This window comes from Streptosporangium sp. NPDC000239, assembly GCF_040300765.1.
Lineage (GTDB): Bacteria > Actinomycetota > Actinomycetes > Streptosporangiales > Streptosporangiaceae > Streptosporangium.
Genome location: NZ_JBEPEI010000005.1, coordinates 450,743 through 476,002 on the forward strand (window position 1 = coordinate 450,743; position 25,260 = coordinate 476,002).

Below are 25,260 nucleotides of genomic sequence, written 5' to 3' on the forward strand. Positions count from 1 at the left end.
CCCTGCCGGGAGATTGGCCAGCGCATCTATGAACGGGCTCGATATGGACTTTCTGGTCGGCGCCGAGGACGACGACGGGTCACGGCGTGGCTCTCGCCAGTCTCCAGGACGGCGTGGCCGCCGCAGAAGGCGTCGCCGCAACAGGGGCGGCTTCCTCGCCCCGATGCTCGCGGTCATCGTCCTGATCGGCGGTCTCGGCGCGGCGGGCTTCTACGGTTACACCTGGCTGCGTGAGATGACGACTCCCCAGGACTACGCCGGTGAGGGCAGTGGCGAGGTCGTCATCGAGATCAAGGACGGTCAGACCGCCTCCGACGTCGCCCAGACCCTGGAGAAGCAGGACGTCGTCAAGAGCGCCAGGACGTTCACCGGGGCCGTCGCCGACGCGGGCAAGAGCGCCTCCCTGCAACCGGGTGAGTACCGCATGCGCAAGCGGATGTCCTCGGCGGCGGCCGTCAAGCTGCTCGATCCGTCTCTGCGGCTGCTGGAGCGGGTGACGCTGAAGGAGGGCCTGCGCCTGTCCGACACCCTGGCGACGCTCGCCAAGGAGACCGGCAAGCCGCTCAAGGAGTTCCAGCAGGCCGCGAAGAACGTCAAGGCGCTCGGCCTGCCCGGCTACGCCAAGGGACGCCTGGAGGGCTACGCCTTTCCCGCCACCTACGACATCACCCCCAAGATGACCGCGGCGGACATCCTCACCGCGATGGTCGACCGTTTCAACCAGACGGCCGACAAGGACGGGCTCGTCTCGGCGGCCAAGAGCCTCGGGCACACCCCGCACGAGATCATGACGATCGCCAGCATCGTCCAGGCCGAGTCGGGCAGCGTCGAGGACATGTCCAAGGTGGCCCGGGTCATCTACAACCGCCTGGACGGCAACCGCAAGCTGGAGATGGACAGCACGGTGATGTACGGGCTGAACAAGTACGGCATCTCCGCCACCAACGCCGACCTGGAGAGCAAGTCGCCCTACAACACCTACAAGCGGCTCGGCCTGCCGCCCGGCCCCATCGCCAACCCGGGTGACCACGCCATCCAGGCGGCGCTCGACCCGGCCAAGGGCGACTGGATCTGGTTCGTCACCACAGACCCCAAGCGCGGCATCACCAAGTTCGCCTCGACGGAGGCTGAGTTCTTCCAGTTGAAGGCGGAGTTCGAGAAGAACAGGAACGGCGGATGACGCGGGCGGCGGTCCTGGGCTCGCCCATCGCCCACTCGCTCTCGCCCCACCTGCACCGGGCCGCCTACGAGGCCCTCGGCCTGTACGACTGGCAGTACGAGGCCTTCGAATGCGACGAGGCGGGGCTGCCCGCCCTGCTCGACGGGCTCGGCCCCGGCTGGGCGGGCCTGTCGCTGACGATGCCGCTCAAGCGCGCCGTGCTCCCGCTGCTCGACACGGTCTCCGACCTGGCGGTCGAGGTCGGCGGGGCGAACACCGTGATCCTCTCCGAGGGCGGTCGCCACGGGGAGAACACCGACGTGTACGGCATCGTCCAGGCGCTCACCGAGGCCGGGGTCAAGCCGCCGCACGGCGCCACGGTCCTCGGCGGCGGGGCGACGGCCGCCTCGACACTGGCCGCCCTGCGCGAGCTGGGCCTCTCGCGGGCCAATCTGGTGGTCCGCGACCCGGCCAGGGCGGGCGAGACGGCACAGGTGGCCGAACGGCTCGGCACCGCCCTGTCGGTGCGCACCTTCGACGAGTTGGAGAGCGTCCTGGACGTCGACCTGGTCGTCTCCACCCTGCCCTCCGGCGCCGCGGACGGTTTCGCCGGCCTGCTGGCCGGGGTGCCCGCGCTCTTCGACGTGGTCTACGCGCCGTGGCCGACCCGGCTGGCCTCGGCCGTCGAGGCCGCGGGCGGCACCGTGGTCGGTGGCTTCCCGATGCTGCTGCACCAGGCGGTCCGGCAGGTCGAGATGATGACCGGCCGGACCGACGTCCCGGTCGAGGCGATGCGCGCGGCGGGCAAGGCCGAGATCGTCAGGCGAGCGGCTCCGGGGAGCTGACGGTCCCCGAGCCGTACGGCCGGAAGCCCCTCCTGGCCACGACGAAGGCGGTGACGCCCACCAGGACCTGGACGAGTCCGGGAAGCCACTCGTCGTGCGACATCCCGGACCACGGCACGCCGCGGTAGAGCACCAGGAACAGCGGCACCAGGAGGACGACGGCCCGGCGTCCCGCCGGGGTGCGGCTGGCCGCTCCACAGGCCATGCAGACCATCGTCGTCATGGCCAGGGAACCGAGGAAGTACTCGGGGGCGAGGAAGTGCTCCAGAGCCGAGGCGACGTTCATCGTCAGGATCGCCGCGGCGGTCCAGCGCAGCAGCGAACGGCGGCCGACCAGCGTCGCCCCCGCCGTCGGGCTGGGGGCGAACGTCAGCAGGAGCGCGACAGCGAGGTCGGGCAGTGCGTAGAACGCCCTCTCGAAGGGGGTGAACGGGTCGATGCCCATGCTGAGCACAGCCGGGATCGTCGTGCTGGCGGCCGTCAAGACCCAGGCCGCCGCCGCGGCCGCCCAGCGCGGGCCGCGCAGCGCGAGCCAGACGATCAGCAGGCGCGGCAGCGCGTAGACGGCGGGCGTCAGGGCGTAGAGGAGAGGCTGGGTGCCGTCGACGGTCAACAGTATGGTGCCCCAGGTGCTCATCTCCAGGACCAGCAGGTGGAGCGGGGCGACGATCGCGGCGATGTTCAGCGCGTCACGCCAGGATCCGCCGCTGCCCGGGCCGAAGGCGTGCCGCAGGCGGATCAGCACCCCGCCCTTGACCAGGTCGAGCACGTCACGCGGGTCGGGGAACCGCCACCCTTGCCCGGCCTGCGCCAGCATCACCCCGAGCATCTCCTCCCCGTGCCTGGCCCTGTGCTCGGCCGGGTAGAGGGCCAGCAGCCTGCGGTAACGCTCCTCCAGTGTGCTCACGCCACACCCCCGCCCACGCCGGGGACCAGGGCACGCAGCCGGGTCGAGGCCGCCTCGGCGTGCCTGCGCAGCCGTTCGGCCTCGGTGGCCAGGCGGGTGCCGCCCTCCGCGGTCAGCCGGTAGTAGCGCCGTATCCGGCCCTCCACGACCTCCTCGCGGTCGGTGGCGATCAGGTTTTCGGACTGGAGGCGGTCGAGGGCGGCGTACAGGGTTCCCGCCCGCAGGCGCACCCGGCCGCCGGAGATCTCCTGGACGTCGCTGATCACCCCGTAACCGTGCTGGGGTCCCGCGGCCAGGGCCGTGAGGATCAGGAACGTCGGCTCCTGCATCGATCTCTGGTTCATATGGTCTTTATATATCGACCATCGGCATATTGAGAAGGTGGGATCGGGAATGATTCGGCGGGTGTCGGGGGGTGTGATAGAGTAACTACTCGATCGGTCCGGCATGCCTGCTGGACGCGCAAGCGGAGGTTCACCTCCCACCTGGTCGACCGAGAGGTCGGCAGGTCAAGGATCACAGCCGGATGACTCCGGCCGAGCTCGCGGTGTGTGAATCGGCGAGTTCATGTGGCCCCGCATGCGCGACGTGCGGGGCATTCGCGCTTCTCGACCTGGAAACGGCCTGTGTTCCGCGACCCTCCCGGCACGATCGAGTATGTGCAAAGCCGCCTGCAAGGACGGCGGCGGATCGCAACCTAGGAGGCCTCATCAGCGCCGAGCCCCGCATCAACGACCGTATTCGCGTCCCCGAGGTCCGCCTCGTCGGTCCGAACGGCGAACAGGTTGGCATCGTCTCCATCGGCGATGCTCTGAAGCTGGCTCAGGAAGCCGATCTCGACCTCGTCGAGGTCGCGGCTACGGCTCGCCCGCCCGTGTGCAAGCTCATGGACTACGGCAAGTTCAAGTACGAGTCCGCGATGAAGGCACGCGAGGCGCGGCGTAACCAGGCGTACACGATCATCAAGGAGATCAAACTCCGCCCGAAGATCGACCCGCACGACTACGAGACCAAGAAGGGTCACGTGGTGCGGTTCCTCAAGGCGGGGGACAAGGTCAAGGTAACGATCATGTTCCGCGGCCGGGAGCAGTCCCGGCCCGAGCTGGGCTTCCGGCTCCTGCAGCGGCTGGCCGAGGACGTCACGGAGCTCGGCTTCGTCGAGTCCCAGCCCAAGCAGGATGGCCGTAACATGATCATGGTTATCGGGCCGCACAAGAAGAAAGCCGAGGCCAAGGCCGAGAAGGCGGCGGCCAAGGCGCGGCGTGACGACGATGCCGCGGACGGGTCTCAGGACGAGCAGGTGCCCGCTCCGCAGGAGTGACTCGCATAGCCTGAACCGTCAGGCAGTCGCGAGATGAAGCCGAGGCCGGGTCCGGTCTCACAGTCAGGCATGCCCTTGACTCGGGTTACCGGCCCGGGACATCGGCACGATCGAGGGAGAGACGGCTGAGATGCCGAAGATGAAGACGCACAGCGGTGCGAAGAAGCGGTTCCGGCTCACCGGCTCAGGCAAGATCAAGCGCCGCCGCGCCAACCGCGCCCACTACAACGAGTGGAAGTCCTCCAAGCTGACGCGTCGTCTCAAGCCCGAGGTCGTGCTCTCTGACGCCGACGCCAAGAAGATCAAGAAGCTGCTCGCTAAGTAACGGCCCCCGGGGAGATAGATACAAATGGCACGCGTGAAGCGGGCGATCAACGCCAAGAAGAAGCGCAAGGTCGTTCTCGAGCGGGCGAAGGGCTACCGGGGGCAGCGCTCCAGGCTGTACCGCAAGGCCAAGGAGCAGATGCTCCACTCGATGACCTACGCCTACCGCGACCGCAAGGACCGCAAGGGCACCTTCCGCCGTCTGTGGATTCAGCGCATCAACGCCGCTGCCCGTCAGAACGGCATCACCTACAACCGCCTCATCCAGGGGCTGCGTCTGGCCTCCATCGAGGTCGACCGCAAGATCCTCGCTGACCTCGCGGTCAACGACGCCGCCACGTTCGCGACCCTGGTCGAAGCCGCCAAGAAGGCGCTTCCGGCCGACGTGAACGCGCCGGTCGCCGGCTGAATCCGGCGCCGACGAACGCGCTGAAGAACACGCGGCCCACAGCGATCACGCTGTGGGCCGCATTCGCATTCCTGGGGAACGGACATGGCGGGATCTGAGCTGACCAACATCAAGTCGCCGCGGGTCAAGGCGGCCAGGCGGCTGACCAAACGAGCCTTCAGGGACCGGGACCGGTCCTTCCTGGCGGAGGGACCGCAGGCGGTTCGTGAGGCGCTGGCGCTCGACGGCGTCGTGACCGAGCTGTTCACCACCGTCGAGGCCGAGGCGCGCCACGCCGACCTCGTCGCCGCCGCCGTCTCCGCGGGGGTGCCCGTGCACCGGGCCAGCGGTGAGGTGATGGCCGAACTGGCCCAGACCGTCACCCCGCAGGGCCTCCTGGCGGTGTGCCGGTTCGTGCACGTTCCCCTGGAGAGCGCGGTCACCGACCAGGCGAGGCTCGTCGCCGTGCTCGCCCACGTCCGCGACCCGGGCAACGCCGGGACCGTGCTGCGCACCGCGGACGCCGCGGGGGCCGACGCGGTGGTCTTCACCGACGCCTCCGTCGACCCCTACAACGGCAAGTGCGTTCGGGCCAGCGCCGGGAGCCTCTTCCACCTGCCCGTCGTCACCGGTGCCCCGGTGGCACAGGCCGTGGACAGGCTCAAAGGGGCGGGCCTGCGGGTGTTCGCCGCCGACGGCGCGGGAACGCGGACGCTCGACGACGTCGACCTCTCGGGGCCCGCGGCCTGGATCTTCGGCAACGAGGCCTGGGGGCTGCCCAAGGAGATCCTCGACCTTGCCGACGAGGTGGTCAGGGTGCCGATCTACGGCGGGGCGGAGAGCCTCAACCTCGCGACGGCCGCCGCGGTGTGTCTGTATGCCTCTGCCCGGTCTCAACGTGTACGTCCCCTGAGCGGGTGAGGCCCCCCGTCCCGAGGCTGCCGGAGGACACGCGAAACCCGCTATTGTCGGCGTTGTAGCGTCGAGGAGGCGGGGTCGTGCACGGCGAACACACCGACGAGCGGAGCGCTGATTCCGCCTGTGTGATCGACGTCGACGACCTTCCCGACGGCCTCGTCGTGACCGATCGGGACGGCCACGTGCTGAGCGTCAACCGGGCCGCGACCCGGCTGACCGGGATCGGCTGGGACCAGGCCGTCGGACGTCACGTGCGGGACGTGTTCTCCTTCCGCGATCACGACGGGCGCGACTGGTGGAAGTGGCTCGACACCTACGGCGGCCTGCCGACCCGCACCCGCCAGCCCGAGCTGCCGCTGCGCACTCCCGGCGGTCAGGAGATGCTCGTCGCGGCCCGGCTGGTGCGCAGGCCCGAGCGGGGTGGCGAGATCGCCCGTGTGGTGATCACGATGCGTGACGCGGGCGCGCGGGCCAGGCTCGAACGCAGCCGCGCGGACCTGGTCTCGACCGTCGCCCACGAGCTGCGCTCCCCGCTGACCAGCGTCAAGGGGTTCACCGCGACCCTGCTCGCCAAATGGACCCGCTTCACCGACGACCAGAAGCTGGTCATGCTGGAGACGGTCAACGCCGACGCCGACCGGGTGACCCGGCTGATCACCGAGCTGCTCGACGTGTCCCGCATCGAGTCGGGGCGCCTTGAGATCCATCGTCAGGTGGTCGACGTCCCGGCGAGGGTCCAGAAGATCATCGATGGGCGGGTCGCAGCGGGGGAGCCCGAGGGGCGCTTCCTGCTCCGGGTGCTGGGCGAACTTCCCGAGACCTGGCTCGATCAGGACAAAATCGACCAGGTGCTGGCCAACCTGATGGAAAACGCCGTGCGCCACGGGCGCGGTACGGTGACAATAGTCGTCGAACCGAACCAATGGGGAGTGACCGTGTCCGTCCGTGACCAGGGAGAGGGCATTCCGCCCGAGCTGGCCACGCGCGTGTTCCGGCAGTTCTGGCGGGGCAACGCCCGCCGCCGCGGTGGCACCGGCCTCGGTCTCTTCATCGTCAAGGGTCTCATCGAGGCCCACGGCGGCACCATCTCCGTGCAGCGGGGGCCCGAGGGCGGGGCCGAGTTTCGATTTATGGTGCCCACCGGCACCCCTGACTTCGCCTGAGCGCGGATGCCAGCCCGGTGGGCTTCCCCGACTAGACTCATGGCCGCTCAAGCCCTGGATTCGGAGCTTTCTCTTGTCTAACTACGACCCGGTCGAGGTGACCCCGCTGCACGCCGACGAGGTGGCGCGCATGCAGGCGGAGGCGCTCGACGCCGTCAAGGCGGCGCGCGACCTCGACGAACTCAAGCAGGTACGGCTCGCGCACGCCGGCGACCGCTCGCCGATCGCCCTGGCCAACCGTGAGATCGGCGCGCTTCCGCCCGCGGCCCGGGCAGAGGCGGGCAAACGCATCGGCGGCGCGCGCAAGGCCGTCGCGGACGCCTTCGCCGAGCGTCAGGCACAGCTGGAGGCCGAGCGCGACGAGCGGGTCCTCGTTGAGGAGACCGTCGACGTCACACTGCCCTGGGACCGTACGGCCCGCGGCGCCCGCCACCCGCTGACCACCCTGCAGGAGCGCATCGCGGACGCCTTCGTCGGCATGGGCTACGAGGTCGCCGAGGGGCCGGAGCTGGAAGGCGAGTGGTTCAACTTCGACGCGCTGAACATCTCGCCCGACCACCCGGCGCGCTCCGAGCACGACACCTTCTTCGTCGAGTCCGTCGACTCGGGCAAGGTACTGCGCACCCAGACCTCCCCGGTGCAGGTCCGGGCGCTGCTGAGCCGTCCGCTGCCGGTCTACGTGATCTCGCCGGGCAAGGTGTTCCGCACCGACGAGCTCGACGCCACCCACACGCCGGTCTTCCACCAGGTCGAGGGACTGGCCGTCGACGAGGGCCTGACCATGGCCCACCTCAAGGGCACCCTGGACAGGTTCGCCGAGCTCATGTTCGGGGAGGGCATCACCACCAGGTTCAGGCCGAACTACTTCCCGTTCACCGAGCCCTCGGCGGAGATGGACCTGCGGTGCTTCGTGTGCCGGGGCGCCTCCGCGGTGCCGGGCAACCCGCACTGCCGTACGTGCAAGTCGGAGGGCTGGATCGAGTGGGGCGGCTGCGGGATGGTCAACCCGCGGGTGCTGATCGCCTGCGGCGTCGACCCGTCCCGCTACAGCGGGTTCGCCTTCGGTATGGGCATCGAGCGCACGCTGATGTTCCGCCACAACGTCGAGGACATGCGTGACATGGTCGAGGGAGACGTGCGTTTCACGCTTCCGTTCGGAATGGAGGTCTGATGAAGGTCCCGCTTTCATGGCTGCGGGAGTACGTCGATCTCCCCGCCGTGACCGCGCACGAGGTGGCCGACAGGCTCACCGCCGCCGGTCTCAAGCTGGAGGCCGTCACCTCCTACGGTCATGACGTCAAGAGCGTCGTGGTCGGCGAGGTGCTCGCCATCGAGGAGCTGCAGGGCTTCAAGAAGCCGATCCGGCACTGCCAGGTCGAGGTCGGTGAGGCCGCCCCGCGGGAGATCGTGTGCGGCGCGACCAACTTCGTCGTCGGCGACCGGGTGCCGGTCGTGCTGCCCGGCGGCGTGCTGCCCGGCGGTTTCGAGGTCGGCGCGCGCAAGACCTACGGACGCATGTCCGAGGGCATGATCTGCTCGGAGCGCGAGCTCGGGCTGAGCGACGAGCACAACGGCATCATGGTGCTGCCGGAGGGCACGCCCATCGGCGCGGACGTGGCCGAGCTCCTCGGCCTGCGCGACGACGTGATCGAGCTGGAGATCACCCCGGACATCGGCTACGCGCTGTCGATCCGCGGTGTGGCCAGGGAGGTGGCCACCGCCTTCGGGGTTGCCTTCCTCGACCCCGCCGACGTCTCCCCGCCCGCCGAGGCGGCCCCGTCCTACCCGGCCTCGATCGCCGACGCGAGCGCGTGCGACCGTTTCGTGCTGCGGGAGGTCCAGGGCTTCGACCCGGCGGCGCCGAGCCCGCTGTGGATGCGCACGCGCCTGTCGCGCGCGGGCATGCGGCCGGTCTCGCTGGCCGTCGACGTCACCAACTACGTGATGCTGGAGCTCGGCCAGCCCCTGCACGCCTTCGACGCGACCCGGCTTGACGGTGAGATCGTCGTGCGCCGCGCCGAGCCCGGCGAGAAGCTGGAGACCCTCGACCACGCCGTGCGCACGCTCGACCCCGGTGACATCCTCATCACCGATGCCTCGGGTGCCATCTCGATGGCGGGCACCATGGGCGGCCTGAACACCGAGATCTCCGACACCTCGACCGACATCGTGATCGAGGCCGCGCACTTCTCCGCCAGCGGCATCGCGCGGATGTCCCGCCGCCACAACCTGGTCAGCGAGGCGTCCAAGCGCTTCGAGCGGGGTGTGGACCGGGAGCTTCCGCTCTACGCCTCCTGGCGTGCGGTCAGCCTGCTGGCCGAACTGGGCGGCGGCGTGGTCCAGCCCGGGGTGACCCACGCGGCGATCGAGATCGAGCCCGTCCAGATCTCCATCCCGAGCGGCTACCCCGGCCGGGTCGCGGGCGTCGTCTACGACCGCGAGACGGTGGTCCGGAACCTGGAGCAGGTCGGCTGCACGGTCGTGGAAGGCTCGGTCGAGCCCGGGGACGAACTGGCAGCCAAGCTGGCCGTGGTCGGCGACGACATGCTGACCGTCACCCCGCCCTCGTGGCGGCCCGACCTGACCGACCCCAACGACCTCGCCGAGGAGGTCATCCGGCTTGAGGGCTACGACAGGCTGCCCTCGATCCTGCCGGGCGCTCCGGCGGGCGCGGGCCTGACCCCGGGACAGCGGCTGCGCCGCCGTACGGGAAGGGCGCTGGCGGCCTCCGGCTACGTCGAGATCCTGGCCTACCCGTTCTTCGGGGAGCGCGACCTCGACAACCTGCAGCTGCCCGCCGGTGACGCCCGTCGCCTGGCCGTACGGCTGGCCAACCCGCTCAGCGAGGACGAGCCGCTGCTGCGCACCACGCTGCTGCCCGGCCTGCTCAAGACGCTGGTCCGCAACGTGGGCAGGGGCTTCGGCGACGTGGCGTTGTTCGAGACGGGCCTGGTCTACCGGCCCGCCGAGGACGCGCCCGCGACCGCGCCGGTCCTCGGCGTGGACCGCAGGCCCGAGGCGGAGGAGCTCGCCTCGATCGAGGCGGCGCTGCCCGCCCAGCCGCTGCGGGCCGGGGTGGTGCTCGCGGGCGAGTTCGAGCGCTCCGGCTGGTGGGGCAAGGGCCGACAGGCAGGCTGGGCCGACGCCGTCGAGGCCGCCCGCGTGGTGGCCCGCGAGGCGGGGGTCGTCCTCGACGTCCGCGCCGACCGGCACGAGCCCTGGCACCCGGGCCGTTGCGCCGCGCTGTACGTCGGGGACGTCCTCGTCGGCCACGCCGGTGAGCTGCACCCGCGCGTCATCGAGGCCTACGGCCTGCCGCCGCGCACCAGCGCGATGGAGCTGGAGCTGACCCACCTCGAAGGGCTGATGCCGGGCCCGGTGCAGGTCTCCTCCATCTCCGCCTACCCGATCGCCACCCAGGACGTCGCGCTCGTCGTCGACGCCGCGACGCCGGTTGCCGAGGTCGAGGCGGCGCTGCGCGAGGGAGCGGGCGAACTGCTGGAGTCGATCCGGCTGTTCGACGTCTACACCGGCGCCCAGATCGGTGAGGGGAACAAGTCGCTGGCCTACTCCCTGTGGTTCAGGGCGGCCGACCGGACGCTCACCGTCGAGGAGACCACCGCGGCCCGAGACGCCGCGGTCGCCCTGGCGGGTGAGCGGACCGGAGCGCAGCTGCGCGGGGTCTGATCGGATTCGGTACGGCCCCGGCCACCACGGACGACCCGTGGCGGCCGGGGCCTTCGCCTGTGGGGGACGAATGAGACATCTGCTGGTGTTCGCCGAACGTACGGAGGCCGAGGAGGTCGCGGACCTGGTGGGAGAGGAGTTCCCCCAGGTGGAGGCGCCCTCGGTGGTGCGGGAGACCCTCGCGGGGGAGGACGACGCCGAGGACGCCCAGTGGCTCGTGGTCGTCGAGGACCCCGGCGGCGCGCTGCCCGCCGAGGCCGTGACCCGGCTTGAGGAACTCGCCGAGGAGCACGACGGCTGGCGCGAGCAGGACCTCTAGGCCTCGGTGACGGCCGTACGGCGGGCACGCTCCCGTACGGCGTGCTCGTCGGTACGGGCGTCGTAGCGCCCGAAGCCGGGCAGCAGCGCCGCCATCGCCGCGACCGCGCCGACGCACAGCAGCCCGCCGACGCCCATGGAGAAGCGGGTGCCGCCGAGCTGGGCCATCATGCCCGCTCGCGCGTTGCCCAGCATCGGGCCACTGGTGTAGGAGAGCAGTTCGATCCCGGCCAGACGGCCCCGAAGCTCGTCGGGGATGGTCTGGTTCCAGATGGTCGAGCGGAAGATGCCGCTGATCATGTCGGCCGCCCCGGCCAGCGCCAGGAAGGCGAACACGCCCCAGACGGTCGGCATGACGGACGCCGCCGCGACCGCGACCCCACAGACGGCCGCCGCGACGATGACACCCAGGCCGTGCCGGTGGACCCGGGCCGTCCAGCCGGAGGTGGCCGAGGCGACCAGCGATCCGACGGCGGTGGCGGAGAAGAGCAGGCCGATCGCCTGCGGGGAACCGAGCTCGTCGGCCAGGAAGGGGTACAGCGCGGCGCACGAGGCGAAGACCATCGCCGCGATGTCCACCAGATAGGTGCCCATCAGGTCGGGACGCCGCACGGCGTAGCGGACCCCCTCGACGAGCGCTGCGATCGAGGCGGGGGGAGCGTCCTTCGACTGCGCGGGCATCCTGACCATCCAGAGCAGGGCCATGGAGATCAGGAAGGTGGCCACGTCGACGCCGTAGGCCGCCGCGACGCCGAACACGGCGGCGATCAGGCCGCTGAGCGCGGGGCCGACGATGGCACCGAGGGTCCAGCGGAAGCCGGACAGCGCGGCGGCGGCGCCGACCTGGTCGTGCCGGACGACCCGGGGGAGCAGCGCCTCCAGGCTGGGCCGCTGCAGGCTGCCCAGTCCCGCGCTGAGCGCCCCGACCACGTACAGGACCCAGATCTGCGGCCTGGGCAGCAGGGCGTTGACCGTCAGGGCGACCGTCGTGAGGCAGAGCCCGGCCTCGGTGTAGAGAATGATCTTGCGCCGGTCGAGCGCGTCCGCGATCGCGCCGCCCCAGAGCCCGCACAGCACCATCGGCACGAACTCGGCCGCGCTGACCAGGCTGACCGCCACATAGGAGTCGGTGAGCTGCTTCATCTGCAGCGGCAGCGCGACCAGGGTGAGGAAGGTGCCGAACATCGTGATGGCCCCGGAGGCGAACAGCAGCCGGAAGTCACGTGAGTCGCGGAGCGGCCCAAGGTCCATTCCGACTCTGCGCAGCAGCCCCCCGAGGGAGCGATCAGATTTCTCCGGCACAAGGAGACAGTTTTTGGTATCGCTCCGCATCGGGGCAAACGGTTTTCCACCCCCCGGCGGCAGGTCAGGTGCCGAGGACCTCCCGGCGCAGGACCGTCTTGAGGATCTTGCCGCCGGGGTTGCGGGGCAACTCGCTCTCGCGGATCCAGAACCGGACGGGGACCTTGAAGGGGGCGATCCGCTCGCGGAGGAAGGTCCGCAGCTCCTCGTCCCCCACGGGGGAGGCGAGCCGTACGATCGCGCCGACCTCCTCGCCGAGCTCCTCGTGCGGGATGCCGATCACCGCGGCGTCCTCGACCGCCGGATGCTCGAAGAGCGCGGCCTCGACCTCGGCGCAGTAGACGTTCTCCCCGCCCCGGATGACCATGTCCTTGGCCCGGTCGACGATGTAGACGAAGCCCTCCTCGTCGACCCTGGCCAGGTCTCCGGTGCGCAGCCAGCCGTCCGCGAAGGCCTCCGCGGTCTCCTCCGGCCGGTTCCAGTAGCCGAGGATCACGTTGGGGCCGCGCAGGCGCAGTTCGCCGACCTCGCCGACCGGCAGCTCCTCACCGCCCTGGCCGGTGACGCGCACGTCGACCACCGGCACGGGAAGGCCGACGCTGTCAGGTCTGGCGAGATAGTCCGGGCCGCCGTTGCCGATGGCCAGCGCGGTCGTCTCGGTCATGCCGTACCCGTTGGTCGGGGAGCGGCTGGGCAGCAGTTCGGTGAGCCGTTCGAGCAGCCTCGGCGGGGCGGGGGCGCCGCCGTACCCGAGGGAGGTGAGGCTTGAGACGTCGGCCTCGGCCAGGCCGGGGTGGGACAACAGCTGCCAGATGTTGGTCGGCACGCCGCTGAGGTTGGTGACCCGCTCCCGTTCGATGAGTTCGAGCGCGCGTCCTGCGTCCCACCTGCGCATCAGCACCAGGCCGTCGCCGCCGAACATCGTGGTGGTCATCACCGCGAAGCAGCCGGTGGCGTGGAAGAGGGGGACGGTCAGGAGGGTGACGCGGCGCCTTCCCGCCTTGCGCGCGGGGTCCCTGCCCGCCCTGACCGCGCTGCGCGTCGTGCCGTAGGCCACCGTCAGCGGGGACTGGCCCAGGTTGCGATGGCTGCCGAGTGCGCCCTTCGGGCGGCCGGTCGTGCCGGAGGTGTACAGGATGGTCGCGGGATCCTGCGGGGAGAGGTCGACCGGCGGCGGCGTCACGTCCGGCTCGACGGCGCCCAGCACCTCGGCGAAGGAACGGGCGCCCGCGGGCACCTCGCCGCGCGCCACGATCAGCGGGCACCCGGCCCCGGCGAGCGCCGCGGCGCGCTCGCCGTCGGCGATCAGCACCCGCGCCCCCGAGTCGGACAGGCCGAACTTCAGCTCCTTGGCGCTCCACCACGCGTTGAGCGGTACGGCGACCGCTCCGGCGGCCAGCACCGCGGAGAAGGCGATCACCCATTCCGGGTAGTTGCGCATGGCGATGGCCACCCGGTCGCCCTTGGCCACGCCGTACTCCCCGGCCAGACGCCTGGCCAGCGTCGCGGCGCGCAGGTAGTGCTCCTCGTAGGTGACGCGCTCGTCCTCGTAGACGAGGAAGACCTTGGGGCCGTGGCGCCTGCTGGCCTCAAGCAGTGTCCGGAAGTGGACAGGGGCGTGTTTCCAGGTTCTCACCGGGCCACAGGAACCCAGGACCTCCTCCATCTCGAAGAGCTGCCCCGGGGCGGTGAGCCGAGCCAGGACCTGGTCGTGAGGGACGGCCATGCGTTCGTACTCCCCGGAGATGAAGGGGCGGGAGACATCACGATACCGGGCGGGGCAGGGGCGGGCCCCGCATGATCACATGCATGTTTTGTGATGTTTTGTGGATGGAAGAGTAGATTGTCTGATGCTTGCATGACGTTCCCCCGGCGTGCATAATCTTTCTAGTAAGTTCATGAGTAATCGTGCATGAATATGCAGTGTTTGGGGGGGCGGATGAAAGCGGCCATCGCGGGTGCCAGCGGTTACGCCGGAGGCGAGATCCTGCGCCTGCTGCTGTCACACCCGGAGATTGAGATCGGCGCGGTGACCGCCGGGTCGAACGCGGGCACCCTCCTGGGCGCCCACCAGCCCCACCTGGCCCCGCTCGCCGATCGCACACTCCTGGAGACGACCGCCGAGACCCTCGGCGGCCACGACCTGGTCTTCCTCGCGCTGCCGCACGGCCAGTCGGCCGCGGTCGCCGAGCAACTCGGCCAGGACACGCTGGTCGTCGACTGCGGCGCCGACTTCCGCCTCACCGACCCCGCCGCCTGGGAGCACTTCTACGGCGGCGCCCACGCGGGCTCCTGGCCGTACGGCCTGCCCGAGCTGCCCGGACGGCGCGAGGAACTCCGCGCCACCCGCAGGATCGCCGTCCCCGGCTGCTACCCGACCGCCGTCACGCTGGCCATGTTCCCCGCCTTCGCCGCGGGTCTCGCCGAGCCCGACGTGGTCGTGGTCGCCGCGAGCGGCACGAGCGGGGCGGGCAAGTCCCTCAAGCCGAACCTGCTGGGCAGCGAGGTCATGGGTTCGGTCGGCGCCTACGGTGTGGGCGGCGTCCACCGGCACACCCCCGAGATGGAGCAGAACCTCTCCCCGCTGGCCGGAGCCCCGGTGAAGGTCTCCTTCACCCCGCTGCTCGCTCCCATGAGCCGCGGCATCCTCGCCACCTGCACGGCGCCCGCCAAACCCGGCGTCACCGCCGCCCTGCTCCGCGAGGCCTACCAGGCCGCGACGAAGGACGAGCCGTTCCTGCGGCTGCTGCCCGAGGGCCAGTGGCCCACGACCTCGATGACCCTCGGCGCCAACACCGCCGCCCTCCAGGTCACCCTGGACGAGCGCGCCGGCCGCGTCGTCGCCGTCGTCGCCATCGACAACCTCACCAAGGGCACCGCGGGGGGCGCGATCCAGAGCGCCAACCTCGCACTCGGCCTGTCAGAAGAACTCGGCCTTCCTCTCAACGGAGTCGCCCCATGAGCGTGACCGCCCCCCTCGGATTCAGGGCAGCCGGCATCGCCGCAGGCATCAAGTCCGGTGACGCCCGCGACCTGGCGCTGGTCGTCAACGACGGCCCGTCACGTGCCGCGGCCGGTGTCTTCACGAGCAACCGTGTCAAGGCCGCACCGGTCGTGTGGTCCCAGCAGGTGCTGGCCGGGGGCCGGGTCAGGGCCGTCGTGCTCAACTCGGGCGGCGCGAACGCCTGTACCGGCAGCGCGGGCTTCCAGGACACCCACGCGACCGCCGAGCGCGTCGCCGAGGAGCTCCAGGACTCCGCGGGTGAGATCGCGGTCTGCTCGACCGGCCTGATCGGCGAACGGCTGCCGATGGACGCCCTGCTCGGCGGGATCGGCACCGCGGTCTCCCAGGCCAGCAGGGACGGCGGCCTGGCCGCCGCCGACGCCATCCGCACCACGGACACCGTCTCCAAGATCTCCTTCCGCAAGGGCGAGGGCGGCTACATGGTCGGCGGCATGGCCAAGGGCGCGGGCATGCTCGCCCCCGGCCTGGCCACCATGCTCTGCGTGATCACCACCGACGCCGACGTGCCCGCCGAGCAGCTCCAGACCGCGCTGCGCGAGGCGACCAGGGTCACCTTCGACCGGCTCGACTCCGACGGCTGCATGTCGACCAACGACACCGTCCTGCTGCTGGCCAGCGGCGCCTCCGGTGTCAGCCCCGACCTCGCCGAATTCGGGCAGGTCGTCCGCGCCGTCTGCGCCGACCTGGCCCGTCAGCTCCTGGTCGACGCCGAGGGCGCGACCAAGGCGATCGCCATCGAGGTCATCGGCGCCGCCTCCGAGGAGGACGCCGTCGTCGTCGGCCGTGCCGTCTCCCGCTCCAACCTGCTCAAGTGCGCCATCTACGGCGAGGACCCCAACTGGGGCCGGGTGCTGTCCGCCGTCGGCACCACCGACGCCGTCTTCGAGGCCGACCGGCTCAACGTGGCCATCAACGGCGTGTGGATCTGCCGTGGCGGAGCCGCGGGGGACGACCGCTCCAAGGTGGACTTGCGCCCCCGCGACGTGACGATCACCGTCGACCTGTCGGCGGGCCCGCACGCCGCGACGATCCACACCACCGACCTCACCGTGGCCTACGTTCACGAGAACTCGGCCTACTCGTCATGAGCGTCCCCACAAGGACCCAGGCGGCCCTGGCCAAGGCGCACACGCTCATCGAGGCGTTGCCCTGGCTCGCCCGCTTCCAGGGCGCGACCGTCGTCATCAAGTACGGCGGTAACGCGATGACCGAGGAACACCTGAGGGAGAAGTTCGCCGACGACGTCGTCTTCCTGCGCTACGCCGGTCTCAAGCCGGTGATCGTGCACGGCGGCGGCCCCCAGATCAACGCCCAGCTCGACCGGCTCGGCATCGAGTCGACCTTCACCGCGGGCCTGCGGGTCACCACCCCCGAGGCCATGCAGGTCGTCAGGATGGTCCTGGTCGGCCAGGTCAACCGTGACGTCGTCGGCCTGATCAACCGGCACGGCCCGCTCGCGATCGGCATGTCCGGCGAGGACGCCCACCTGTTCACCGCGGTCCGCAAGCACGCCGTCGTCGACGGCGTCAAGGTCGACATCGGCCAGGTCGGCGACATCGTCGACGTCGAGGCCGGAGCGGTGCGGGCGCTGCTCGACGACGGGCGCATTCCCGTCGTCTCCTCGGTCGCGCGCAGCGAGGACGGCACCGTCTACAACGTCAACGCCGACACCGCGGCGGCCGCCCTGGCCGTGGCGCTCGGCGCCTCCAAGCTGATCGTCCTCACCGACGTCGAAGGCCTCTACCGCGACTGGCGCCCCGACGCGGCCGCCGGGGAGAACGAGGTCATCAGGCGCCTGAAGGCCACCGAACTCGCCGGGCTCCTGCCCGGCCTGTCCAGCGGCATGGTGCCCAAGATGGAGGCCTGCCTGAGCGCGGTCCGCGGCGGCGTGCCCCAGGCACACGTGCTCGACGGCAGGGTGCCCCACTCGGTGCTGCTGGAGATCTTCACCGACGAGGGCGTCGGCACCATGGTCCTGCCGGACACGGCTGGGCGGCGGGCGAGCACCACCAACGAGCTGAACGGGAGTGACACGTGAGCAACCAGTCGGAAGCGCTCAGCAGGCGTTTCGAGGCCGCCTTCATGCCCAACTACGGCGTGCCCCCGGTGGTGCTGGCGCGCGGCGAGGGCTCACGGGTCTGGGACGTCGACGGCACCGAGTACCTCGACCTGATCGGCGGCATCGCGGTCAGCTCGCTCGGCCACGCGCACCCCGCGCTCGTCGAGGCCGTCACCCGGCAGGTCGCCACGCTCGCCCACACCAGCAACCTGTTCCTGAACGAGCCCGAGGTGCTGCTCGCCGAACGGCTGATCGGCCTGCTCGGCGCCCCCGCCCGGGTGTTCCTCACCAACTCGGGCACCGAGGCGAACGAGGCCGCCCTCAAACTCGCCATCAAGTACGGCAAGGCCAACGGCCGCCCCTACGTCGTGGCCACGGAGAACGGCTTCCACGGCCGTAGCCTGGGCGCTCTCTCGCTGACCGGCAAGCGCGCCATCCGCGACCAGTTCGGGCCCTTCCCGGCTGATGTCCGCTTCGTCCCCTACGGCGACGCCGACGCGCTGAAGAACGCCGTCACCGACGAGTGCGCCGCGGTCTTCCTCGAACCCACCCAGGGCGAGGCCGGAGTAGTCCCGCCGCCCGACGGCTACCTCAGGGCCGTCAGGGAGATCTGCGACACGACCGGCGCGCTGCTGGTCGCCGACGAGATCCAGTCGGCCATCGGCCGTACCGGACGCTGGTTCGCCCACCAGCACGAAGGCGTCCTGCCCGACGTGCTGACCCTGGCCAAGGGCCTCGGCGGAGGCATGCCGATCGGCGCCTGCATCGGTCTCGGCGCCGCAGGAACGCTCTTCGCCAAGGGAGACCACGGCTCGACCTTCGGCGGCAACCCCGTCTCGGCCGCCGCGGCGCTGGCCGTACTGGAGACCATCGAGAGCCAGGGCCTGCTCGAACACGTCAAGACCGTCGGGACACTGCTGTCCGAGGGAATCGCCGCGGTCGAGCACCCCCTGCTCAAGGGGGTCAGAGGCCGGGGCCTGTGGCTGGCCGTCGTCCTGACCGCCGAGCGCGCGGGCCGATTCCAGGAGGCCGCCCAGCGCGCCGGCTTCCTGGTCAACGCCGTCCAGCCGGACGCCGTACGGCTCGCACCCCCGCTCGTGATCACCGCGGAACAGGTCACCACCTTCGTGACCGCGCTTCCGGCACTTCTCGACGAGGCATCCAGTGACTGAGCAAGGCACCACCGTTTCAGGGACCAGGCACTTCCTGCGTGACGACGACCTCTCGCCCGCCGAGCAGGCGGAGGTGCTCGACCTGGCCACGGCCATGAAGAAGGACCGGTACGGCTACCGCCCCTTCGAGGGCCCGCAGACGGTCGCGGTGCTCTTCGACAAGCCGTCGACCCGCACCAGGATCTCCTTCGCCGTGGGCGTCGGGGAACTGGGCGGCCTGCCCCTCATCCTCGACGCCGGGTCCTCGCAGATGGGCCGGGGCGAGTCCATCGAGGACACCGCCCGGGTCCTGGAACGCCAGACGAGCGCCATCGTGTGGCGCACCTCGGGACAGGAGCGGGTCGAGGCCATGGCCGCGGCCTCCTCCGTGCCGGTGGTCAACGCGCTGACCGACGAGTTCCACCCCTGCCAGATCCTCGCCGACCTGCAGACCGTCAGGGAACACTTCGGCTCCACGGCCGGGCTCACCCTGACCTACCTCGGGGACGGCGCCAACAACATGGCCCACTCCTACCTGCTCGGCGGGGCGCTGGCGGGCATGCACGTGCGGATCGCCGCCCCGGCCGGGTACCGGCCCGACCCTGCGGTCCTGCGCAAGGCGGGCGAGATCGCCGTGGGCACCGGCGGCTCGGTCGCCGTGCTGCCGGACGCCGGGACGGCCGTGGCGGACGCCGACGTCGTCACGACCGACACCTGGGTCTCGATGGGCCAGGACGGCAAGGAGCAGCGGATCGCCGACCTGACGCCCTTCCAGGTCAACGCCGAGCTGATGGACCGGGCCGCCAGAGGCGCGATCGTTCTGCACTGCCTGCCCGCCTACCGGGGGCTTGAGATCTCCGCCGACGTCCTCGACGGCCCGCAGAGCCTGGTGTGGGACCAGGCGGAGAACCGCCTGCACGCCCAGAAGGCCCTGCTGCACTGGCTGGTCTCGCAGTCCGGGAAGGGAGGGCGGACACCGTGACGATTCCCATGACCAAGGTGGCCCGCCAGGCGCGAATCGCCGAGCTCCTGGCGCGGCAGCCGGTCCGCTCCCAGCCTGACCTGGCTAAGCTTCTGCTGGAGAGCGGGGTGGAGGTCACCCAGGCCACTCTCTCCCGCGACCTGGACGAACTCGGCGCGCTCAAGCTGCGGGCCGAGGACGGCTCCCTGGTCTACGCCCTGCCGGGCGAGGGCGGCGGAAGAATCCCGCCGGCCAGGCTCGGCGGCGGTGAGACTCCGGCCGCCCGGCTGAGCCGGATCGCCGAGGAACTCCTCGTCTCGGCGGACGCGTCCGCCAACCTGGTGATCGTGCGCACCCCGCCGGGTGCCGCGCAGTTCCTCGCCTCCGCCATCGACCACGCGGGCTGGAAGTCCATCCTCGGCACGGTGGCCGGAGACGACACGATCCTCGTCATCAGCCGCGACCCGATGGGTGGGGAAGCGGTCGCCGAGGCCCTGCTGAGGCACGCCGACCGACGTATGTAGCCCGCTTCGGCGGGCCATCCCAGCTCAATCAGAAACACCCGCACAAGACTTTGGAGAGACTGATCATGACTGACCGGGTCGTACTCGCCTTCTCAGGCGGCCTCGACACCTCCGTTGCCATCCCGTTCCTCGCGGAGAAGACCGGAGCCGAGGTGATCGCCGTGGCCATCGACGTCGGCCAGGGCGGCGAGGACATGGAGATCATCCGCAAGCGGGCCATCGACTGCGGCGCCGCCGAGTCCGTCGTCGTCGACGCCCGAGAGGAGTTCGCCGCCGACTTCTGCGTGCCCGCCCTGCAGGCCAACGCGCTCTACATGGACCGCTACCCGCTGGTCTCCGCGCTGTCCCGGCCGCTGATCGTCAAGCACCTGGCCACCGCGGCCAAGCAGTTTGGCGGCACCCACGTCGCCCACGGCTGCACCGGCAAGGGCAACGACCAGGTCCGCTTCGAGGCCGGCCTGGCCGCGCTCTTCCCCGAGCTCAAGGTCATCGCCCCCGCCCGTGACTACGCGTGGACCAGGGACAAGGCGATCGCCTACGCCGAGGAGAAGAACCTCCCGATCGAGACCAGCAAGAAGAACCCCTACTCGATCGACCAGAACATCTGGGGCAGGGCCGTGGAGACCGGCTTCCTGGAGGACATCTGGAACGGCCCCATCGAGGACGTCTACTCCTACACCTCCGACCCGGCCCAGCCGCGTGAGGCCGACGAGGTCATCATCAGCTTCGTCAAGGGCGTCCCGGTCGCGCTCGACGGGCGTCACCTGACCCCGTTCCAGATCATCTCCGAGCTGAACCAGCGCGCGGGCGCCCAGGGCGTCGGCAGGCTCGACATGGTCGAGGACCGGCTCGTCGGCATCAAGTCCCGTGAGGTCTACGAGGCGCCGGGCGCCATCGCGCTGATCACCGCGCACATGGAGCTGGAGAACGTCACCGTCGAGCGCGACCTGGCCAGGTTCAAGAGGTCCGTCGACCAGCGCTGGGGCGAGCTCGTCTACGACGGTCTGTGGTTCTCCCCGCTGAAGAAGGCCCTGGACGTCTTCATCGCCGAGGCCCAGGAGCACGTCACCGGCGAGATCCGGATGGTTCTGCACGGCGGCCGGGCCACCGTCACCGGCAGGCGCTCCGAGGCCTCGCTGTACGACTTCAACCTCGCCACCTACGACACCGGCGACACCTTCGACCAGTCCCTGGCCAAGGGCTTCGTCGAGCTGTGGAGCCTTCCTTCCAAGATCGCGGCGGCGCGGGACGCTCGGCTGGCCTGATTGGGCTAAGGTCGCGGATTGAATGGGGAGGAGAACAACGGTGACTGATGGTGGTAAGCCGATGCGGCTGTGGGGCGGCCGGTTCGAGGGAGGGCCGGCCGACGCGCTGACCCGGCTCTCGGTGAGCGTGCACTTCGACTGGCGGCTCGTACCGTACGACCTGCTGGCCTCGCGCGCGCACGCCCGGGTGCTGCAGAGGGCGGGCCTGCTCACCGAGGACGAGCTGGGACGCATGATCGGCGCCCTGGACGACCTTGAGCGGGCCTGCCAGGCCGGAGAGTTCCGGCCGACCGTGGCGGATGAGGACGTCCACACCGCGCTCGAACGCGGTCTGCTGGAGCGCCTCGGCACACTCGGCGGAAAGCTCCGCGCGGGCCGCAGCCGCAACGACCAGATCGCCACCGATCTTCGCCTCTACCTCCGCGACCACGTCAGGCACATCGTGTCCCGGCTGGTCGAGCTGGAGACCGCGCTGATGAGCCAGGCCGAGCAGCACGCCGAGACGGCCGCTCCCGGCATGACCCACCTGCAGCACGCGCAGCCGGTCTCCTTCGGCCACCAGCTCCTGGCCCACGTCCACGCCTTCACCCGCGACATCGAACGGCTGCGCGACTGGGACAGGCGGGCGGCCGTCTCCCCGCTCGGCTCGGGCGCGCTGGCGGGCTCCTCCCTGCCGCTCGACCCGCAGGCGGTGGCCAGGGAGCTGGGCTTCGACTCGGCCGCGCCCAACTCGATGGACGCCGTGGCCGACCGGGACTTCGCGGCGGAGTTCCTGTTCGACGCGGCGATGATCGGCGTGCACCTGTCACGGCTCGGCGAGGAGATCGTCCTGTGGGCCTCGCAGGAGTTCCGCTGGATCGAGATGGACGACGCCTACTCCACCGGCTCGTCGATCATGCCGCAGAAGAAGAACCCCGACGTCGCCGAGCTCGCCAGGGGCAAGAGCGGCCGTCTCGTCGGCAACCTCATGTCGCTGCTGACGACGCTCAAGGGTCTGCCGCTGACCTACAACCGTGACCTGCAGGAGGACAAGGAGCCGGTCTTCGACTCCGTCGACACCCTGCTGCTGGTCCTGCCCGCGATGGCCGGCCTGGTCTCCACCATGCGCGTCAACACCGCCAAGCTGGAGTCCTCGGCCCCCGACGGGTTCGCCCTGGCCACGGACCTGGCCGAGCTGCTGGTGCGCAGGGGCGTCCCCTTCAGGGAGGCGCACGAGGCGGTCGGCCACCTGGTCGTCTGGTGCCAGGTCAACGACAAGGACTTCGACCAGCTCACCGACGAGGAACTGCTCAAGGTCTCCGAGCACTTCACCCCCGACTCCCGGGAGGTGCTCTCGGTGCCGGGCGCGCTCGCGGCCCGCAAGGCCCACGGCGGCACGGCCCCCGACAGGGTGCGCGACCAGCTCCTCGACCTGCGGGAGACCGTCGACGGCCAGGCGGCGTGGGCGAGCGGCAACTGACACCCGGCGAGCGTCCGCTCGCCGGGGACATCCCGCTGACCCGCGACTTCTTCGACAGGCCGGGACCCGAGGTCGCCCCCGACCTTCTGGGCCGTGTGATCACATACGGCCCGGTCGCGGTCCGTCTCACCGAGGTCGAGGCGTACGGCGTGCCGGGTCAGGACCCCGCCTCCCACACCTTCCGCGGCAGGACGACGCGCAACGCGGTGATGTTCGGGCCTCCGGGGCATCTGTACGTCTACTTCACCTACGGCATGCACTTCTGCGCCAACCTGGTCTGCCTGCCTGAGGGAGTCGGCTCGGGTGTGCTGATGCGTGCCGGTGAGGTGGTCGCCGGGATCGAGACCGCGGCGGCTCGAAGATCGGCCGGTGCGAGCCGTACGGTCTCCGGGCGCGACCTCGCCCGCGGGCCCGCGCGCCTGGCGGTCGCGCTCGGGTTCACCCGGGAGCACAACGGGCTCGACGCCTGCCCGCCGGGACCGATCACGGTCCTTGAGGGGAAGCCCGCCGACCCCGGCCTGATCCGTTCGGGACCGCGTACCGGTGTCTCGACGGGACGGGAGACCCCCTGGCGTTTCTGGATCGACGGCGACCGCACGGTTTCCCCGTACCGGCCGCACGTTCCGCGGCGTAGGTAGGGATTCACCCTGGTCTGACCGGGAACGTGCGTCTACCAAGTGGCGAAGTGGTGCGGAGATCGGGCAGGCTGTAGGCGAAGCCGTACTGACCGTTCGAGCATTGGAAAGCAAAGATCGTGACCGAGATTCTGGATGACCTCGCCTGGCGCGGCCTGATCGCGCAGTCCACCGACATCGACGCCCTGCGGGCTGCGATGGCCGAGGGTCCGATCACGGTCTATTGCGGCTTCGACCCGACCGCGCCCTCCCTGCACGTCGGCAACCTGGTCCCGCTGCTGACCCTCACCCGCCTGCAGCGGGCCGGGCACCGGATCATCGGTCTGGTCGGCGGCGCGACGGGTCTCATCGGAGATCCGAGCGGCCGCAGCACCGAGCGCTCGCTCAACTCCTCCGAGATCGTCGCCGAGTGGGTCGCGCGGATCCGGGTCCAGCTGGAGAAGTTTCTCGACTTCTCCGAGGAGGGCGGCGGCACCCTGGTCAGCAACCTCGACTGGACCGAGGGCATGTCCGCGATCGACTTCCTGCGCGACGTCGGCAAGCACTTCCCGATCAACCGCATGCTGGCCCGCGAGTCGGTCTCGGCGCGTCTGGGCGGCGACGGGCTCAGCTACACCGAGTTCAGCTACCAGATCCTGCAGGCCAACGACTACCTGGAGCTGAACAGGCGCCACGGCTGCACGCTGCAGATCGGCGGCAGCGACCAGTGGGGCAACATCACCGCGGGAACCGACCTGATCCGCAGGGTGACCGGCGGCCACGTGCACGCGCTGACCGTGCCGCTGATCACGAAGGCCGACGGGACCAAGTTCGGCAAGACGGCCGGCGGCGCGGTGTGGCTCAACCCGGAGATGACCTCGCCGTACGCCTTCTACCAGTTCTGGCTGAACGCCGACGACCGCGACGTCGTGAAGTTCCTCAAGATCTACAGCTTCAAGTCCCGCGAGGAGATCGAGGAGCTGGAGAAGGCGGCGGTGGAACGGCCCGCGGCCCGGGAGGCCCAGCGCGCGCTCGCCACCGAGTTCACCACGCTGGTGCACGGCGCGGACGAGTGCGCCGCCGTGATCGCGGCCTCGGCCGCCCTGTTCGGACAGGGTTCGCTGGAGGAACTGCCCGCGCGGACGCTGGGGGAGGCACTGGCGGAGGTGCCGCGCGCCGAGATCTCCGAGCTGGGAGCCTCCTATGTCGACCTGCTGGCCCAGAGCGGGCTGGTGGAGTCGAAGTCCGCCGCGCGCAGGGCGGTCAAGGAGGGCGGCGCCTACCTCAACAACGTGAAGATCACCGATGAGGCGTACGTGCCCTCGGCCGAGGACCTGCTGCATGGGCGGTTCCTGGTGCTGCGGCGTGGCAAGCGCTCTATCGGAGGCGTCGAACTGCTCGGCGCCTGACCTCTTCCTCCGCTGTACGGCCAAGGCCCCGGTGACGAAACCGGGGCCTTGGCCGTTTAGAACGGTAACGTTTGGGTAGCGAAGGTCACGGGTTCCCGTACGGATCTACGGTGACCTGCGGTTTCTCAGGATGGGCCTGATTTGACGGGTCTTGAGGGTCCGCCTAAAGTTCTCAATGCCCCGGGAGCGAGCCGGACGCCTCAAAGCGCGGACGGGCCCCAGGGGTGAACCCCTCTCAACGAACTTCGGTGTTCGGACTTTGCGCTGGCCTCTGGAAAACAGAGACTTTGACACGGTCTGAATGTCACGGTAAGTTTGGAGGGTTGCTCCGGAGACGGGGCGAGCGAGATCCTAGCGGGTCTGGCGGGTTGGTGTCGAGTGGCTGCGAAGGCAGCGGGTTGACACGGACCGGCCGGAAATGATAGGATGGGAACACGGAAGTTTGTGCCCCTGAAGTGGTC

The 25,260-nt window shown here is 70.3% G+C and carries 24 protein-coding genes; 20 read left to right on the forward strand and 4 right to left on the reverse strand.

From position 1 onward, the window contains the following. Window positions 1–43: 43 nt before the first annotated feature. Together mltG and ABT340_RS17150 are read left to right on the forward strand one after the other, a co-directional pair. Window positions 44–1,180, forward strand: coding sequence for an endolytic transglycosylase MltG (gene mltG, locus ABT340_RS17145; protein WP_352011702.1), 1,137 nt, complete (start codon window positions 44–46; stop codon window positions 1,178–1,180). Next, on the forward strand, window positions 1,177–2,004 hold the full coding sequence (locus ABT340_RS17150; RefSeq protein WP_352011703.1) for a shikimate dehydrogenase: 828 nt from the start codon (window positions 1,177–1,179) through the stop codon (window positions 2,002–2,004). The genes mltG and ABT340_RS17150 overlap by 4 nt, the downstream gene beginning before the upstream one ends. On the opposite strand, the gene ABT340_RS17155 is transcribed toward ABT340_RS17150, so the two are convergent. Both ABT340_RS17155 and ABT340_RS17160 read right to left on the reverse strand, forming a co-directional pair. Further along, entirely contained in the window at window positions 1,979–2,911 is a 933-nt protein-coding gene (locus ABT340_RS17155; RefSeq protein ID WP_352011704.1) for a hypothetical protein, read from the reverse strand. The genes ABT340_RS17150 and ABT340_RS17155 overlap by 26 nt on opposite strands. Continuing rightward, on the reverse strand, window positions 2,908–3,255 hold the full coding sequence (locus ABT340_RS17160; protein WP_352011705.1) for a PadR family transcriptional regulator: 348 nt from the start codon (window positions 3,253–3,255) through the stop codon (window positions 2,908–2,910). The genes ABT340_RS17155 and ABT340_RS17160 overlap by 4 nt, the downstream gene beginning before the upstream one ends. A gap of 182 nt (window positions 3,256–3,437) precedes the next feature. Here ABT340_RS17160 and infC point away from each other — a divergent pair, with 182 nt between their 5' ends. The 8 genes from infC (at window position 3,438) to ABT340_RS17200 (ending at window position 11,031) form a co-directional block, all read left to right on the forward strand. Continuing rightward, on the forward strand, window positions 3,438–4,232 hold the full coding sequence (gene infC, locus ABT340_RS17165) for a translation initiation factor IF-3 (protein ID WP_449343627.1): 795 nt from the start codon (window positions 3,438–3,440) through the stop codon (window positions 4,230–4,232). 130 nt (window positions 4,233–4,362) lie between these two features. Beyond that, window positions 4,363–4,557, forward strand: coding sequence for a 50S ribosomal protein L35 (gene rpmI / locus ABT340_RS17170; RefSeq protein ID WP_184716514.1), 195 nt, complete (start codon window positions 4,363–4,365; stop codon window positions 4,555–4,557). Window positions 4,558–4,581: 24 nt separating this feature from the next. Next, window positions 4,582–4,965, forward strand: coding sequence for a 50S ribosomal protein L20 (gene rplT / locus ABT340_RS17175; protein WP_012892552.1), 384 nt, complete (start codon window positions 4,582–4,584; stop codon window positions 4,963–4,965). Window positions 4,966–5,049: 84 nt separating this feature from the next. Beyond that, complete coding sequence (locus ABT340_RS17180; protein WP_352011706.1) at window positions 5,050–5,865, forward strand: TrmH family RNA methyltransferase; 816 nt, start codon at window positions 5,050–5,052, stop codon at window positions 5,863–5,865. 77 nt (window positions 5,866–5,942) lie between these two features. Beyond that, window positions 5,943–7,025, forward strand: coding sequence for a sensor histidine kinase (locus ABT340_RS17185; protein WP_352011707.1), 1,083 nt, complete (start codon window positions 5,943–5,945; stop codon window positions 7,023–7,025). A gap of 130 nt (window positions 7,026–7,155) precedes the next feature. Then, a complete protein-coding gene (gene pheS, locus ABT340_RS17190) occupies window positions 7,156–8,196 on the forward strand; it encodes a phenylalanine--tRNA ligase subunit alpha (RefSeq protein ID WP_352011735.1) in 1,041 nt (346 codons plus the stop codon). Then, complete coding sequence (pheT, locus tag ABT340_RS17195) at window positions 8,196–10,712, forward strand: phenylalanine--tRNA ligase subunit beta (RefSeq protein ID WP_352011708.1); 2,517 nt, start codon at window positions 8,196–8,198, stop codon at window positions 10,710–10,712. Before pheS ends, pheT begins: the two co-directional genes overlap by 1 nt. A 70-nt stretch (window positions 10,713–10,782) precedes the next feature. Then, a complete protein-coding gene (locus ABT340_RS17200; protein ID WP_352011709.1) occupies window positions 10,783–11,031 on the forward strand; it encodes a hypothetical protein in 249 nt (82 codons plus the stop codon). On the opposite strand, the gene ABT340_RS17205 is transcribed toward ABT340_RS17200, so the two are convergent. Then, a complete protein-coding gene (locus tag ABT340_RS17205; protein WP_352011710.1) occupies window positions 11,028–12,281 on the reverse strand; it encodes an MFS transporter in 1,254 nt (417 codons plus the stop codon). The genes ABT340_RS17200 and ABT340_RS17205 overlap by 4 nt on opposite strands. A gap of 115 nt (window positions 12,282–12,396) precedes the next feature. Continuing rightward, window positions 12,397–14,058, reverse strand: a complete 1,662-nt coding sequence (locus ABT340_RS17210; protein ID WP_352011711.1) for a class I adenylate-forming enzyme family protein — start codon at window positions 14,056–14,058, stop codon at window positions 12,397–12,399. Between the two features lie 213 nt (window positions 14,059–14,271). Between ABT340_RS17210 and argC the strand changes: the two genes are divergently transcribed. The 10 genes from argC (at window position 14,272) to tyrS (ending at window position 24,799) form a co-directional block, all read left to right on the forward strand. Further along, a complete protein-coding gene (gene argC / locus ABT340_RS17215; RefSeq protein WP_352011712.1) occupies window positions 14,272–15,294 on the forward strand; it encodes an N-acetyl-gamma-glutamyl-phosphate reductase in 1,023 nt (340 codons plus the stop codon). Beyond that, window positions 15,291–16,445, forward strand: coding sequence for a bifunctional glutamate N-acetyltransferase/amino-acid acetyltransferase ArgJ (gene argJ, locus ABT340_RS17220; protein WP_352011713.1), 1,155 nt, complete (start codon window positions 15,291–15,293; stop codon window positions 16,443–16,445). The genes argC and argJ overlap by 4 nt, the downstream gene beginning before the upstream one ends. Then, window positions 16,442–17,395: an acetylglutamate kinase gene (gene argB / locus ABT340_RS17225; RefSeq protein ID WP_352011714.1), complete on the forward strand. Its 954-nt coding sequence runs from the start codon at window positions 16,442–16,444 to the stop codon at window positions 17,393–17,395. Before argJ ends, argB begins: the two co-directional genes overlap by 4 nt. A 44-nt stretch (window positions 17,396–17,439) precedes the next feature. Next, the gene (locus ABT340_RS17230) at window positions 17,440–18,588 is read left to right on the forward strand and encodes an acetylornithine transaminase (protein ID WP_352011736.1); all 1,149 of its coding nucleotides are present in this window, start codon (window positions 17,440–17,442) and stop codon (window positions 18,586–18,588) included. Further along, window positions 18,581–19,549 (forward strand): ornithine carbamoyltransferase, encoded by a 969-nt coding sequence (argF, locus tag ABT340_RS17235; RefSeq protein ID WP_352011715.1) that lies wholly within the window; start codon window positions 18,581–18,583, stop codon window positions 19,547–19,549. The genes ABT340_RS17230 and argF overlap by 8 nt, the downstream gene beginning before the upstream one ends. Before the next feature lie 8 nt (window positions 19,550–19,557). Next, window positions 19,558–20,052, forward strand: a complete 495-nt coding sequence (locus tag ABT340_RS17240; RefSeq protein ID WP_184716701.1) for an arginine repressor — start codon at window positions 19,558–19,560, stop codon at window positions 20,050–20,052. A gap of 65 nt (window positions 20,053–20,117) precedes the next feature. Then, the gene (locus tag ABT340_RS17245; RefSeq protein WP_352011716.1) at window positions 20,118–21,317 is read left to right on the forward strand and encodes an argininosuccinate synthase; all 1,200 of its coding nucleotides are present in this window, start codon (window positions 20,118–20,120) and stop codon (window positions 21,315–21,317) included. A gap of 40 nt (window positions 21,318–21,357) precedes the next feature. After that, window positions 21,358–22,776: an argininosuccinate lyase gene (gene argH / locus ABT340_RS17250; RefSeq protein ID WP_352011717.1), complete on the forward strand. Its 1,419-nt coding sequence runs from the start codon at window positions 21,358–21,360 to the stop codon at window positions 22,774–22,776. After that, window positions 22,758–23,414 carry a DNA-3-methyladenine glycosylase gene (locus tag ABT340_RS17255; protein ID WP_352011718.1) on the forward strand — a complete coding sequence of 219 codons (657 nt, stop codon included), beginning with the start codon at window positions 22,758–22,760 and terminating at the stop codon, window positions 23,412–23,414. Before argH ends, ABT340_RS17255 begins: the two co-directional genes overlap by 19 nt. Before the next feature lie 116 nt (window positions 23,415–23,530). Beyond that, window positions 23,531–24,799, forward strand: coding sequence for a tyrosine--tRNA ligase (gene tyrS / locus ABT340_RS17260; RefSeq protein ID WP_352011719.1), 1,269 nt, complete (start codon window positions 23,531–23,533; stop codon window positions 24,797–24,799). Window positions 24,800–25,260 lie beyond the last annotated feature (461 nt).

Excerpts from the sequence above, each read along its gene's own strand:
- ABT340_RS17160 (WP_352011705.1), bottom strand. The coding sequence starts at position 3,255 with ATGAACCAGAGATCGATGCAGGAGCCGACGTTCCTGATCCTCACGGCC.
- ABT340_RS17180 (WP_352011706.1), top strand. The coding sequence starts at position 5,050 with ATGGCGGGATCTGAGCTGACCAACATCAAGTCGCCGCGGGTCAAGGCG.
- ABT340_RS17200 (WP_352011709.1), top strand. The coding sequence starts at position 10,783 with ATGAGACATCTGCTGGTGTTCGCCGAACGTACGGAGGCCGAGGAGGTC.
- ABT340_RS17230 (WP_352011736.1), top strand. The coding sequence starts at position 17,440 with ATGCCCAACTACGGCGTGCCCCCGGTGGTGCTGGCGCGCGGCGAGGGC.
- mltG (WP_352011702.1), top strand. The coding sequence starts at position 44 with ATGGACTTTCTGGTCGGCGCCGAGGACGACGACGGGTCACGGCGTGGC.
- ABT340_RS17205 (WP_352011710.1), bottom strand. The coding sequence starts at position 12,281 with ATGGACCTTGGGCCGCTCCGCGACTCACGTGACTTCCGGCTGCTGTTC.
- ABT340_RS17245 (WP_352011716.1), top strand. The coding sequence starts at position 20,118 with ATGACTGACCGGGTCGTACTCGCCTTCTCAGGCGGCCTCGACACCTCC.
- pheT (WP_352011708.1), top strand. The coding sequence starts at position 8,196 with ATGAAGGTCCCGCTTTCATGGCTGCGGGAGTACGTCGATCTCCCCGCC.
- argJ (WP_352011713.1), top strand. The coding sequence starts at position 15,291 with ATGAGCGTGACCGCCCCCCTCGGATTCAGGGCAGCCGGCATCGCCGCA.
- ABT340_RS17210 (WP_352011711.1), bottom strand. The coding sequence starts at position 14,058 with ATGGCCGTCCCTCACGACCAGGTCCTGGCTCGGCTCACCGCCCCGGGG.
- rpmI (WP_184716514.1), top strand. The coding sequence starts at position 4,363 with ATGCCGAAGATGAAGACGCACAGCGGTGCGAAGAAGCGGTTCCGGCTC.
- infC (WP_449343627.1), top strand. The coding sequence starts at position 3,438 with ATGACTCCGGCCGAGCTCGCGGTGTGTGAATCGGCGAGTTCATGTGGC.
- rplT (WP_012892552.1), top strand. The coding sequence starts at position 4,582 with ATGGCACGCGTGAAGCGGGCGATCAACGCCAAGAAGAAGCGCAAGGTC.
- ABT340_RS17240 (WP_184716701.1), top strand. The coding sequence starts at position 19,558 with ATGACCAAGGTGGCCCGCCAGGCGCGAATCGCCGAGCTCCTGGCGCGG.
- ABT340_RS17150 (WP_352011703.1), top strand. The coding sequence starts at position 1,177 with ATGACGCGGGCGGCGGTCCTGGGCTCGCCCATCGCCCACTCGCTCTCG.
- argC (WP_352011712.1), top strand. The coding sequence starts at position 14,272 with ATGAAAGCGGCCATCGCGGGTGCCAGCGGTTACGCCGGAGGCGAGATC.
- argB (WP_352011714.1), top strand. The coding sequence starts at position 16,442 with ATGAGCGTCCCCACAAGGACCCAGGCGGCCCTGGCCAAGGCGCACACG.
- pheS (WP_352011735.1), top strand. The coding sequence starts at position 7,156 with ATGCAGGCGGAGGCGCTCGACGCCGTCAAGGCGGCGCGCGACCTCGAC.